Genomic DNA, 12,704 nt, shown 5'->3' with positions numbered 1-12,704 from the left:
AAAATAAAACTATTCTTGCAGAGGTATCTTCATGGCAAAGGCAGCAGAAGTATTTGTTTGGTCGGGCGCCGATAAAAAAGGACAACGCACAAAAGGTGAAATATCAGCAACTACGCTTGCAGAAGCTAAAACCCTATTGCGTCGTCAAGGTATCTCTGCAACAAAAGTTAAGAAGATGGCAAAACCTTTATTCGGCAAAACCGATAAAGTTAATGCTCAAGACATATGCATGATGTCCCGACAAATTGCTACGATGCTTGGAGCAGGTGTCACCCTTATACAAACGTTAGAGATGATTGGGCGCGGGCATGCTAAGCAGTCAATGCGAAAATTAATGGGTGAAATTAGCGAAGAAGTTAAGTCTGGTAACCCTCTATCGAGTGCCCTACGTAAACATCCCGAACACTTTGATGATCTATATTGCGATTTAGTTGAAACAGGAGAGCAATCCGGTGCGCTAGAGACCATATACGACCGTATCGCCTTATATAAAGAGAAAGCTGAGGCACTTAAGTCGAAGATCAAGAAAGCGATGTTTTATCCTGTCGCTGTCCTGGTGGTTGCTTTCATCGTTACCACAATTCTATTGATATTTGTTGTCCCTCAATTTGAAGAGATCTTCTCTAGCTTTGGGGCAGAACTTCCGCCGTTTACTCAATTTGTTTTAGGTATTTCAGCTTTTCTACAAGAGTATGGTCTATTTCTTGGAATAGGGGTTGCCGGATTTGCCATCGCATTTATGCGTGCACACAAAAATTCGTTGCCTTTGAGAGATAAAGTAGACAAGCAAATTTTAAAGATTCCCGTCATCGGTGAAATTCTGAAAAAAGCATCTATTGCTAGATTTACACGCACACTATCTACCACCTTTGCTGCAGGCGTTCCTCTAATTGGCGCACTAGACTCTGCAGCTGGGGCTTCGGGAAACGCTGTATTTAGAGAAGCCATACTATTTATAAAACGCGAAGTCTCTGGCGGGATGCAAATGAATGTTGCTATGCGCGCTACAAACGTTTTCCCTGATATGGTGACGCAAATGATTGCGATTGGCGAAGAGTCTGGTTCTGTTGACGAAATGCTCGCGAAAATTGCAACCATATATGAAGCCGAAGTCGACGATATGGTTGATGGTTTAACTAGTCTACTAGAACCATTGATCATGGCAGTACTTGGCGTTGTCATTGGTGGACTAATAGTGGCAATGTATTTGCCAATATTCCAGATGGGTAACGTAGTTTAACGCTATAATTCAATTATTTACACTTGCTCACCTAGAGTAAATCAAGTACCTTCAAAACTTCTGGGCTTGCTTTACCACGTGAGCAGGACCGCCTGATTTATCACACATATTGTTACCTAGGGACGTTGAATGGATATCTTTGCTATTTTTTCATTACTTGAGCAGTCTCCTACCCTATTCTTAATAACTACATTTATCGTTAGCCTATTAGTGGGAAGCTTTTTAAACGTAGTAATTTATCGCCTGCCCGTCATGATGGAAAGAGAATGGCAAGCTCAAATTGACGAAGTAATTGCGAATAATACTGGTAACGCCCATCAAAATGTAAACAACGATACTTTCAATCTAGTTAAGCCTGACTCTACTTGCCCCAAGTGCCAACACAAAATAAGAGCTTGGGAAAATATCCCTATCATTAGTTGGATATTGCTCGGTAGAAAATGTAGTCAATGTAAAGCCCCTATTTCAGCTCGTTACCCGATGATAGAGCTTTTAACGGCTATCCTTTCAACGCTGGTAGCATATGAACTAGGTTATACGACAACTGGTTTAGGTTTTATTTTAGCGACTTGGTTGCTCGTCGCGATGACCTTTATTGACTTTGATAAAATGCTATTACCCGATTCATTAACACTATCTCTGCTATGGGTAGGACTTGGTCTGAGCCTTTTCCCTGATACCTTGGCACCAAATAGTGCCATTTTAGGTGCTATATTGGGCTACCTTAGCCTTTTTAGTGTTTATTACGTGTTCAAATTAATCACTGGCAAAGAGGGGATGGGTTTTGGTGATTTTAAGTTACTCGCAGCACTTGGAGCATGGGTAGGCTGGCAACAACTACCGGTCATCATATTGTTTTCTTCACTAGTTGGCGCAGTTGTTGGAATCGCAATAATGATGTTGAATAAAAAAGATAGTAATTTAGCAATCCCCTTTGGTCCCTACCTTGCCGCTGCGGGTTGGTTAACCATGCTTTACGGGCAACATGCGATCGATTGGTACTTAGGGACATTTATTCAACGTTGATGCTAATGTGATTTAAAGAGAGAAGAATGAAAAAACCATTTGTTGTAGGCTTAACCGGTGGAATCGCTTCTGGCAAAACAGCCGCGAGTGACACTTTCGCTAAATTAGGCATCGATGTTGTGGATGCTGATATTATTGCGCGGGAAGTTGTAGCACCTGAACAGCCTGCGCTTGTATCGATAATCGAACATTTTGGACAAGACATGGTTGATCAAAATGGGCAACTCATTAGAGCAGCCTTAAGAGCTAAGGTATTTAACCATCCAGATGAGCAAACGTGGTTGAACAATTTATTGCACCCTGCAATACGACTGCGTATGCAAACAAAGATTGAAGCATCTCAAACACCTTATGTGGTTTTGGTCGTTCCTTTACTTGTTGAAAATGGCCTGAATAAATTATGCAACCGTGTGTTAGTGATAGATGTCCCTGAAGCACTACAAGTGAGTCGCGCAGTTAAACGTGATCAATGCAGTGAGGATTTAATTAAAAATATCATGAAAGCACAAGCAGATAGGCAACAAAGACTTGAACTAGCTGACGATGTAATAGTCAATGATAAAGACCAAGAGTTTTTGAGCCGCAAAGTTGCCCAGTTACATAAAAACTATTTAACCTTAGCGGCTAAATAGTTGTAAACTAAAAAAATGGAATAACAATAATAAAGAGGAGCGTTAATGTCAGTCGCAATTTACGAATTTCCACTTTCCGAAAAAGTGAGAAACTATCTGCGGCTTGAGCAGCTCTTCGCGCAACTTAATTCAACAATTGAGTCCGATAACAAATTCCAAACGCTGTATTTTTTTGACGTCCTATTTACAATGCTTGATCTTCTTGAGCGCATAGATTTGCGGACTGATTTAATTAGAGACATCGATGTGCATGAAAAAAACCTCGTGCATTGGTCAAGTCATCCCAATATTGACACTCAAGCGCTTAACAAAGCATTACAGCAGATTCACGATATCATCGCGCAGTTAAAAACCACAAAGAAACTGGGTTCCAATTTAAAAGAAGACAAATTTTTAAGCTCAATTCGGCAACGCTTTTCAATACCTGGCGGAGCAACTAGTTTTGATTTACCGAATTTATTTTGCTGGATCAACCAAGCTCTTGAAAACAGACAAGCGCATATAACTCAATGGTTATCGCAGCTTTCACTTGTACAAGATTCGATATCACTACTGTTGTCATTTTTGCGCGAAAAAGGGCAATTTAAAACCATCGTCGGTGAGAACGCGTTTTACCAAGCTATGGTAGATAACAAGATAGATATGGTAAGAGTGAAATATGATACTTCAAGCGGCTTTTATCCAGTCCTCAGTGGTAACAAGCATCGCTATGGCATTAAATTTATGGAGTTACATCCATCAGCCGGTTCTAGTGGAGCCGTCGCACAACAAGTTATTTTTGAGTTAGCAAGCTGTTAACGTTATCGTATTACATGAATTACAGAGGTAATTATCACAATCTTATGAAAGTTCAATGCCCCACCTGTCAAACCCAAGTTGTATGGGATACTACCAGTGAGTATCGGCCATTTTGTTCAAAGCGTTGTCAGCTTATCGATCTCGGCGGCTGGGCAAATGAAGAAAATTCAATTGCCGCGGGTTCAGACAAAGAAAATGAAATGGCTTCGAGCCTTGATATCGAAGATATTGAAGCCTTGTTGAGTCAACAAGAACCTGACTTTTTTAAAGCTAATTAGATGAACCATATAAAAGAAATACTGATCGTAGGTGGTACGCATGGCAACGAATTATCGGGAGTCACCTATGTTAAAAATCACCTAATCGATGATCAACAAGCTCTTGCAACTGAGCAAGCGTACCCACTACTAAACCTGCACTGGCATCTCGCGAATCAACCTGCAATAGACGCTCGCACTCGCTACTGCGAAGAGGATCTTAATCGGCAATTCACACCCGAAAAGCTACAGCAAATCAATGCAACGTCAGCTGAACACGCAATCGCATTAGCATTGAATCGACAATTCGGCCCGAAGGGAAACTCAAAGATTGACCTCGTGATTGATATTCACAACACAACAAGCAATATGGGACCAACACTTATTGTTTTAGAAAGTGATGAATTCCACCGTCAATTAGCCAGTTATGTCACAGCGAACATGCCAGAAGCAGTAATCTTAGTGGAAGATGAAAAACCTTTCTTAGCACATAAGTACCTTTGTACCCTTGGTAAAAGGGGCGTCATGATAGAAGTAGGTCCACAACCACAAGGCGTTTTGCGAGGACAAGCCTATCTTGAAACCAAGCAAATGTGCGAGGCAATATTATCGTTTTGTGAAATGTATAATCAACATGGCTTTAATGATAGTCGTGTAGAAGTTGATGCATTTAGGCTACTCGAAGAGATCTCGTTTCCAAGAAGTCAGACAGGCGAGATATCAGCTATGATACACCCCGAGCTTCAAGATAAGGACTTTGAAACCTTAGAAAAAGGCATGCCCATGTTTTTACGGTTTGACGGCGTGACGGTTAACTATCAGGAAGAAGCAGTAATATACCCGCATTTTATTGGCGAGGCAGCCTACTATCATCTCGGAATTGCAATGGCGAGTGCGACGAAATTCAAATTTTGATGCACGAAAAATAAAAGCTGCTGTCAGCACTTAAGCAGCTTTTTCAGTATCTCTTCATTTGCTTTCGGGAAATCGTACTCATCTAATTTTTCGTTACTAACCCAAGTGCATTCTTGCCCTTCTGCACCCAAAGGTTCGCCTTCAAAGTCCTCAACGAGGTGGACGTCAAGCCTAACATTTTTATCTGAGTAACGATGTTGAATGACCATAAACGGTGTTGAAGAATGAACTTGAATACCTATTTCCTCGGAAAGTTCTCTCGACAAAGCTTCAAAAACAGACTCACCCGGTTCGACTTTCCCGCCCGGAAACTCCCACAAACCACCCTGATGTTGCTCTTTACTTCTCTTACAAATAAAAAAGGTGTCGTTACGCTTAACGACACCCACTGCAACATGTATTTCTTTCAATATGCTCATCTTGTACTGGGTTTAGCCTATGACAACTTACCATGACACTGCTTATACTTTTTACCTGAGCCACAAGGGCATGGGTCATTTCTGCCAACTTTACGCTCGCGTTGAACAGGCGCATTAGCTTGCTGGGCAGGCGCTTGACCAGTTGCACTGGCAGCTTCATGCTCATAATTCTTTTTCACTTCTGCTGCTCTACGCTGCTGCTCGACAGCTTCCACATCAGACTCTTCTCGCACTTGAACACGACTCAGAATACTAATTACCTCTGCTTTTAGCGCTTCTAGCATGTCAGAGAAAAGTTCGAAGGATTCACGCTTATATTCTTGCTTAGGATTTTTTTGTGCATAGCCCCGCAAATGAATGCCTTGACGAAGATGATCCATAGCAGCCAAATGCTCTTTCCATAGGTTATCAAGAGTTTGCAGCATCACGGCTTTTTCAAACTGACGCAAGACCTGCTCTCCAACTGCCTTTTCTTTCTCTTTGTAGGCGGTGTCTACTTTTTCTTGAATCTGCTCGCGCAACTTTTCTTCGTAAAGCTTATCGTCTTCGTCTAACCACTGCTGAATCGGCAAGTCTAACAGGAAATCGCTTTTGAGTCGTTCTTGTAAACCAGCCACATCCCACATTTCATCTAAGGACTGTGGCGGGATATATTGACTAATTAAGCTATCTACGACGTCGCCTCGAATTTTTTCGATGGTATCGCCAATATCGCCTTCGTCTAATAATTCATTGCGTTGTTCATAAATAACGCGCCTTTGATCATTTGCCACATCATCGTATTCAAGTAGCTGTTTACGTATGTCGAAGTTACGTCCTTCTACTTTCCGTTGCGCATTTTCAATTGCACGAGAAACCCAAGGGTGCTCGATGGCTTCTCCTTTCTCCATGCCTAAACGCTTCATCATGTTGCCCATTTTTTCAGAGGCAAAAATACGCATCAAAGCATCATCTAGTGACAAGTAGAAACGTGTTGAACCGGCATCACCTTGTCGGCCAGAACGTCCTCTAAGCTGATTATCTATGCGTCGAGACTCGTGTCGCTCGGTCCCAATAATGTGTAAACCACCAGACGCCAATACTGCATCATGTCGTTTTTTCCATTCGGATTTCACATGTTCTATTTGCTGTTCTGTTGGATTTTTGAGTTTGTCAATTTCAGACTGAAGATTGCCACCCAATACGATATCAGTACCACGCCCAGCCATATTCGTTGCGATAGTCACCGCACCGGGTAAACCAGCATTTGCAACAATATCCGCTTCTTGTTCGTGAAACTTGGCGTTGAGTACTTTGTGTGGAATTTTTTCCTTCTTGAGAATCGAAGCTAATAATTCTGAATTTTCAATCGAAACCGTGCCGACTAGTGTAGGTTGGCCACGCTTCACACAACCCTTGATATCTTCGATGATTGCTTCGTATTTTTCTTGCGCCGTCAGGAAAATCTTGTCTGCTTTATCTTTTCTAACCATTGGCTTGTTGGTTGGAATAACGACAGTCTGCAAACCATAAATATGATTGAACTCAAAGGCTTCAGTATCTGCTGTACCGGTCATACCTGAAAGCTTGTCATAAATTCTGAAGTAATTTTGGAAGGTAATTGATGCTAGCGTTTGGTTCTCATTCTGTATTTTCACCCCTTCTTTTGCTTCAACGGCTTGATGTAGACCTTCAGACCAACGACGCCCTTCCATTGTTCGACCAGTGTGTTCATCAACAATTACGATGTCCTCACCTTTGACGATGTAGTCTACATCCTTACTGAAGAGTTTGTGAGCGCGAAGGGCCGCATTAACATGATGCAACAAGCTTATGTTAGCAGCTGAAAACAAGGACTCACCTTCACCTAACATGCCATTTTGTTGAAGCAATTCTTCAACAAATATTTGCCCGTTTTCGGTCAGGTGAATTTGTTTACCTTTTTCATCAATCGTATAGTGACCGTCGCCAAAGTTACCCTCTTCGTCTTCTTTATCTTGCTCTTGGAGTTGTGGAATAACCTTGTTTATTTGCTTATATAGTTCAGAACTGTCTTCGGCCGCACCAGAAATGATGAGTGGTGTTCTTGCCTCGTCTATTAGGATGGAGTCAACTTCATCTATGACGGCAAAATGAAGCGATTTTTGAACACGGTCTTGTGGACTAAACGCCATATTATCGCGCAAATAGTCAAATCCGAATTCATTATTGGTTCCGTATGTTATATCGGCCTCGTATGCTTGCTTTTTTTCAACCGGAGATAGGCCCGGAATATTGCAGCCCACGCTTAGACCTAGAAATTCAAATAACGCTCTGCTCCAATCTGCATCACGTTTGGCAAGGTAATCATTGACTGTGATTACGTGTACACCTTTGCCACTGATAGCATTTAAATAAGTAGGAAGCGTAGAAGTAAGCGTTTTACCCTCACCTGTTCGCATTTCGGCGATTTTACCTTGATGCAATACCATGCCACCAAGCATTTGGACATCAAAATGACGCATACCATAAACACGCTTGCTCGCTTCACGAACCACAGCGAATGCTTCAGGTAGAATTTGATCTAAACTCTCACCTTTTTCGATTCTGTCTCGAAATGCTTGCGTTTTTTCTTTTAACTCTTGGTCACTTAAAGCTTCTAATTCGACTTCATAGCCATTTATAACAGCGACGGTTTTGTTGAGCTTTTTGAGTATGCGGTCATTTTGCGTACCAAAGATTTTTTTTACTATAGTGGCGAACATGCTTACTGTGATTCCAAAACTTGAATAATTAAAACGCGCGATATCATAGCAAGGATATCGTCAATAAACTATCGAATGAGAGAGAGGTTAATTTAAGCGCTTGTTGCTAGCGTTACCTGTAGATGTACGGTAATGGGTCGACTTGCTCCCCATTTTTTAATACTTCATAATGAACATGAGCACCTGTTGAACGCCCAGTGTTACCGAGCAAGGCTACAGATTGGCCCTTTGTTACAATATCACCGACCGCAACTTTCAATTCTTTGTTGTGTCCGTATCTCGTTCTAATTCCGTTACCGTGGTCTATCTCTACTAAATATCCGTATCCGTAACGCTCACCGGACCAAGTGACGACACCTGCACCAGTGGCGACAACGTCATCTCCTGATTTACCCGCAAAATCTATTCCCTTATGCATTGCCGGTTTACCACTAAACGGGTCTTTTCGAACTCCGTAATATGACGACAACCAACCTTTCGATACAGGGCGACCGGACAACTCACTCTCTTTCTCTATATTGAGGCCCATCAAGATAGATTCAAGGGCATTGAGCTGCTCAATTTTAAATTCAAGCGTCTTAGACATGGTTTCTATCTGCGCCGTGAAGTCTTTCTTACCCGATAGCTCTGCTTTTAATTCTTCAGATAGTACGAAATCTTCTTTGGTAAGCCCCGCACTTTCGGCGATCGCACCCGTTTTGGTATCGAGTTTATTAATTTGGCTCTGCATGGTAGCGAGCTGATTGACGATGCCTTTGATTTGTTCTGTGGTATCAATTTGAAGCTGCTGAACGAGCTTGGCTTGGCCTTCTAAACCAGTCTTAACAACATTCACACGCACATGATTCTCGAAAACAGACTCAGAGGAACGACTCGAAATCAGTAATACCAACGAAGACAGTACTACTACGCTCAAAAATTTGCGTACAGAGAACCGCGTGGCAAAGCGACGCTTTTTTCCTCTGAATAGAACTGTAATACTCATTGATACCTTTCGTGTATTTAAAATTAATCTTTAATTAACTTAAGTGTAACCTTGTTATCGGTACATTTAAACCTTTACATGAGCGTGACACTTATATTTATCCATATCATTAGTTGTACGAGATACAAAAGTTAGTACTTACTTGCTTCGCGCTTATCCCTCAAAACGCAAGGGCCGGCTCAATATACCTAATTGGCATGCGGCTTTCGTCTTCATACTCTACGTATTCCCAAGCATTCGTATCTTTTAAAATTGCATTGAGTAACTTATTGTTTAAACCATGCCCAGTTTTGTATGCCACTAGTTCACCAATTAGACTATTACCGCCTAAGTACAAATCGCCCACAGCATCTAAAATCTTGTGTTTGAGAAACTCATCCGAATATCGAAGCCCCTCAGGGTTTAGCACTCTGTACTCATCAAGCGCAACGGCGTTGTCCATGCTACCACCAAGCGCCAAATTCATTGAATTCATTAATTCCAAATCTTTCATAAAGCCGAACGTACGCGCTCGACTGACTTCGTCAACATAAGAGTCTTTTGAAAAATCCAATTCAACGTGCTGGCGCGTTTGTGAAATAGCAGGGTGATCGAAATCAATTTTGAAGTTGACCTTAAAGCCATCATAGGGTCTAAACTCAGCCCACTTATCGTCTTCTTCAACGCGCACGGTTTTGGTGATCTTTATGAATTTTTTTGGCGCGTCAAGTTCTTGAATGCCAGCGCTTTGAAGCAAAAAAATAAATGGACTAGCGCTTCCATCCATAATCGGCAACTCGTGACTATCAACCTCAACAATAATGTTGTCAATGCCAAGGCCAGATAAAGCGGATGCTAAATGCTCAACAGTGTGAATCGAGTGCCCTTCCTCGTTAGTAATACACGTGCACAACATCGTGTCGCCAACCGACTGAGCACGCGCGTGAATGTTCTGAGGAGGAGAAAGATCCATTCTGCGGAAGACAATACCAGTATTAGCAGGTGCAGGACGCATGGTCATCGTAACCTTCCGTCCTTTGTGCAATCCTATACCGGTTTCTTTGACCGATTGTTTGATAGTTCTTTGCTTTATCATTCTGCAAAAGCACCTAGCTAAGTTAAAAAAGGGTCGTGTAAATTACACGACAAAGCCAATAAAGTCAATCACTTCAAAAATTTCAAGTGTTTTTTTGCTAAAAACAACTGTTCAGACCAGAGGGCTAATCAGCTTGTTTTCGCAAAAACGCCGGAATATCCAAGTAATGTTCATTATCTGGCTGACTCTCGTCTTCCAATTTAACCGCATGAGAACCTTCTAAGCTTCCGCCGGCAGCTCTTTGCTCGCTGACTATCCCACCTGTGACAGCAGAAGTACGGGTTGGTTCACTCACTAAGGTAATATCTGGTTTTTTCTCTGCGCCGATGCCTGTTGCAACAACGGTTACGCGAACTTCATCCGTTAATTCAGGGTCTATCACTGTTCCAACAACAACTGTTGCGTTTTCTGAAGCAAAAGCTTTTACAGCGTTACCGACAATTTCATATTCATCGATAGCGAAATCTAAACCAGCTGTAATATTAACTAAAATCCCACGAGCACCAGATAGGTCGATATCTTCCAATAGTGGGCATGCGATAGCTGCTTCTGCTGCTTCTTCTGCTCGATCTTCACCCTTACCAACACCGGTTCCCATCATCGCTGTGCCCATTTCTGACATAACGGTTTTTACATCCGCAAAATCTACATTGATTAGACCTGGACGAGTAATGAGTTCAGCAATACCTTGCACCGCGCCACGCAGTACATCGTTCGCAGCACTAAAGGCTTGAAGTAAAGGTGTTCCTTTACCCATTACTTTCAATAGTTTTTCGTTGGGGATAGTAATTAAAGAGTCAACTTGCTTTTGAAGCTCTGCAATACCAGTGTTTGCGAAATCGGAGCGCTTGCGCCCTTCAAAAGGGAACGGTTTCGTCACAACTGCAACAGTTAGTATACCAAGTTCTTTCGCGATTTTAGCGACTTCAGGTGCTGCACCAGTACCTGTCCCGCCACCCATTCCGGCAGTGATAAAAATCATATCAGCGCCTTCAAGTGTTTGGCGTATTTGTTCGCGATCTTCTCTCGCAGCTTCGCAACCAACGTTAGGATCAGCACCTGCACCAAGCCCTTTCGTCACTTGGTTACCAATTTGTAATTTAATATCAGCATTTGAGTTCTTGAGCACTTGGGCATCAGTGTTCATGGCGATAAAATCTACGCCTTCGATCACTTGCTGAACCATATATTCTACAGCGTTACCGCCACCACCGCCAACACCAACGACTTTGATGACCGCTTCATCGCTATGATTGTCCATAAGTTCGAACATTATCATTCTCCGATAATATGTGAAGCCGAGTTATTTTTATTTTCTGGCTTCGATTGTTTAGCGCTTTTTAAAGGCCCCCTAAAAATTGCCCTTAAACCAGCTTTGTATACGCATTACAGCATTATTAAATGCGCTTGGCGCGTCCTTTGATAAGGACGTTCTTTTATTATTAATATTATTCTGTTTTCCATACTGTAGCAGACCAACGGCCGTAGCAAAACTAGGATCGTCAACATATTCTGCTAAACCTTTAATTGAATGTGGTTTTCCGACTCTCACTGGCATCTGAAAAATTTCTTCAGCGAACTCGACGGCACCATCCATATTAGCTGTTCCACCAGTAATAACCATGCCTGCAGCGATTTGCTCTTCTAAACCACTGGCTTGTATTTGCTCATACGCCAATTCAAATAGTTCTTGGTATCTGGGTTCGATTACTTCAGCTAATGTATGCCTAGACATTGCTCTTGAAGGCCTTCCCCCAACGCTAGGTACTTCAATGTTCTCTTCCATGCTAACCATATCTTTTAAGGCGCAAGCATGTTTAATTTTAATATCTTCTGCATTGCTCATCGGCGTTCGAAAGATTTTAGCAATGTCACTCGTGATTTGATTTCCTGCTAAAGGAATAACAGCACTGTGTCTAATTGCGCCATCGGTATATATTATTATGTCGATGGTTCCGCCACCAATATCAATAACACATACCCCTAATTCTCGCTCGTCGTCCGTTAACACAGCATAACTTGATGCAAGTGCTGAGAAGATCGTTTGATCGACGCTCAACTCACAGCTTTCAACGCATTTAACGAGGTTTTTTGCCATATCATCGGCGCAAGTAATGATATGAGCCGCAGCCTCCATTCTTACACCGGACATTCCAATCGGGTTTTTTATCCCGTCTTGTACATCAATTACAAACTCTTGAGGAAGTACATGCAAAAGTTTACGTTCAGCCGGCATAGGCACGGAGCGCGCCGCATGAATGACGTTATCGACATCATCCTGCGTCACCTCTTGATTGTTGATGGGTACCATTCCACTTTCATTTTGACACTGAACATGACGACCAGAAATAGACATGAACACTGAGGAAACATGACAATCGGCCATCAACTCCATCTCGTTAACAGCTTGCCTAACTGATTGAACAACTAAATTAAGATCGTTAACGCCGCCCTTTTCCATTCCTCGAGCTTTATGCGTGCCAATACCGACGATACTTATACCATCATCATCTAGTATCTCTCCCACGACAGCCTTGATAACACTAGTTCCGATATCCAAGCCAACAATGAGATTTCGTTCCATAGATTTAGACATGCTTTTTATTTTTTTCTCTCGTGATCTTAGTTAATTAT

General features: G+C 42.1%; 12 protein-coding genes. 6 read left to right on the top strand and 6 right to left on the bottom strand.

Going from position 1 to position 12,704, the window contains the following annotated elements:
• Positions 1–31: 31 nt before the first annotated feature.
• From KUL10_RS14735 to KUL10_RS14710, 6 genes are all read left to right on the top strand, one after another.
• Entirely contained in the window at positions 32–1,240 is a 1,209-nt protein-coding gene (locus KUL10_RS14735) for a type II secretion system F family protein (RefSeq protein ID WP_110429713.1), read from the top strand.
• Between the two features lie 129 nt (positions 1,241–1,369).
• Positions 1,370–2,266, top strand: a complete 897-nt coding sequence (locus KUL10_RS14730; protein ID WP_110429712.1) for an A24 family peptidase — start codon at positions 1,370–1,372, stop codon at positions 2,264–2,266.
• Between the two features lie 26 nt (positions 2,267–2,292).
• A complete protein-coding gene (gene coaE, locus KUL10_RS14725; protein WP_110429711.1) occupies positions 2,293–2,898 on the top strand; it encodes a dephospho-CoA kinase in 606 nt (201 codons plus the stop codon).
• 45 nt (positions 2,899–2,943) lie between these two features.
• Positions 2,944–3,696 carry a cell division protein ZapD gene (gene zapD, locus KUL10_RS14720; protein ID WP_110429710.1) on the top strand — a complete coding sequence of 251 codons (753 nt, stop codon included), beginning with the start codon at positions 2,944–2,946 and terminating at the stop codon, positions 3,694–3,696.
• Between the two features lie 44 nt (positions 3,697–3,740).
• Positions 3,741–3,974: a DNA gyrase inhibitor YacG gene (gene yacG, locus KUL10_RS14715; protein ID WP_110429709.1), complete on the top strand. Its 234-nt coding sequence runs from the start codon at positions 3,741–3,743 to the stop codon at positions 3,972–3,974.
• Positions 3,975–4,868, top strand: a complete 894-nt coding sequence (locus KUL10_RS14710) for an aspartoacylase (RefSeq protein WP_110429708.1) — start codon at positions 3,975–3,977, stop codon at positions 4,866–4,868. It begins immediately after the preceding gene.
• Positions 4,869–4,891: 23 nt separating this feature from the next.
• Here the strand turns inward: KUL10_RS14710 and mutT are convergent, their stop codons facing one another.
• From mutT to ftsA, 6 genes are all read right to left on the bottom strand, one after another.
• Positions 4,892–5,287, bottom strand: a complete 396-nt coding sequence (mutT, locus tag KUL10_RS14705) for an 8-oxo-dGTP diphosphatase MutT (protein ID WP_110429707.1) — start codon at positions 5,285–5,287, stop codon at positions 4,892–4,894.
• A 17-nt stretch (positions 5,288–5,304) separates the two neighbouring features.
• A complete protein-coding gene (gene secA, locus KUL10_RS14700) occupies positions 5,305–8,010 on the bottom strand; it encodes a preprotein translocase subunit SecA (RefSeq protein WP_110429706.1) in 2,706 nt (901 codons plus the stop codon).
• A gap of 112 nt (positions 8,011–8,122) precedes the next feature.
• On the bottom strand, positions 8,123–8,995 hold the full coding sequence (locus KUL10_RS14695) for a M23 family metallopeptidase (protein WP_110429705.1): 873 nt from the start codon (positions 8,993–8,995) through the stop codon (positions 8,123–8,125).
• A 160-nt stretch (positions 8,996–9,155) separates the two neighbouring features.
• Positions 9,156–10,070 carry a UDP-3-O-acyl-N-acetylglucosamine deacetylase gene (lpxC, locus tag KUL10_RS14690; RefSeq protein ID WP_110429704.1) on the bottom strand — a complete coding sequence of 305 codons (915 nt, stop codon included), beginning with the start codon at positions 10,068–10,070 and terminating at the stop codon, positions 9,156–9,158.
• 124 nt (positions 10,071–10,194) lie between these two features.
• Positions 10,195–11,343, bottom strand: a complete 1,149-nt coding sequence (gene ftsZ, locus KUL10_RS14685; RefSeq protein ID WP_110429703.1) for a cell division protein FtsZ — start codon at positions 11,341–11,343, stop codon at positions 10,195–10,197.
• 78 nt (positions 11,344–11,421) lie between these two features.
• On the bottom strand, positions 11,422–12,666 hold the full coding sequence (gene ftsA / locus KUL10_RS14680; RefSeq protein WP_110429702.1) for a cell division protein FtsA: 1,245 nt from the start codon (positions 12,664–12,666) through the stop codon (positions 11,422–11,424).
• Positions 12,667–12,704: the final 38 nt, after the last annotated feature.

The organism is Glaciecola sp. KUL10 (assembly GCF_003203515.1).
Lineage (GTDB): Bacteria > Pseudomonadota > Gammaproteobacteria > Enterobacterales > Alteromonadaceae > Glaciecola.
This window is presented reverse-complemented; position numbering and strand designations above follow the sequence as displayed.

Excerpts from the sequence above, each read along its gene's own strand:
- KUL10_RS14735 (WP_110429713.1), top strand. The coding sequence starts at position 32 with ATGGCAAAGGCAGCAGAAGTATTTGTTTGGTCGGGCGCCGATAAAAAA.
- KUL10_RS14730 (WP_110429712.1), top strand. The coding sequence starts at position 1,370 with ATGGATATCTTTGCTATTTTTTCATTACTTGAGCAGTCTCCTACCCTA.
- coaE (WP_110429711.1), top strand. The coding sequence starts at position 2,293 with ATGAAAAAACCATTTGTTGTAGGCTTAACCGGTGGAATCGCTTCTGGC.
- zapD (WP_110429710.1), top strand. The coding sequence starts at position 2,944 with ATGTCAGTCGCAATTTACGAATTTCCACTTTCCGAAAAAGTGAGAAAC.
- yacG (WP_110429709.1), top strand. The coding sequence starts at position 3,741 with ATGAAAGTTCAATGCCCCACCTGTCAAACCCAAGTTGTATGGGATACT.
- KUL10_RS14710 (WP_110429708.1), top strand. The coding sequence starts at position 3,975 with ATGAACCATATAAAAGAAATACTGATCGTAGGTGGTACGCATGGCAAC.
- mutT (WP_110429707.1), bottom strand. The coding sequence starts at position 5,287 with ATGAGCATATTGAAAGAAATACATGTTGCAGTGGGTGTCGTTAAGCGT.
- secA (WP_110429706.1), bottom strand. The coding sequence starts at position 8,010 with ATGTTCGCCACTATAGTAAAAAAAATCTTTGGTACGCAAAATGACCGC.
- KUL10_RS14695 (WP_110429705.1), bottom strand. The coding sequence starts at position 8,995 with ATGAGTATTACAGTTCTATTCAGAGGAAAAAAGCGTCGCTTTGCCACG.
- lpxC (WP_110429704.1), bottom strand. The coding sequence starts at position 10,070 with ATGATAAAGCAAAGAACTATCAAACAATCGGTCAAAGAAACCGGTATA.
- ftsZ (WP_110429703.1), bottom strand. The coding sequence starts at position 11,343 with ATGTTCGAACTTATGGACAATCATAGCGATGAAGCGGTCATCAAAGTC.
- ftsA (WP_110429702.1), bottom strand. The coding sequence starts at position 12,666 with ATGTCTAAATCTATGGAACGAAATCTCATTGTTGGCTTGGATATCGGA.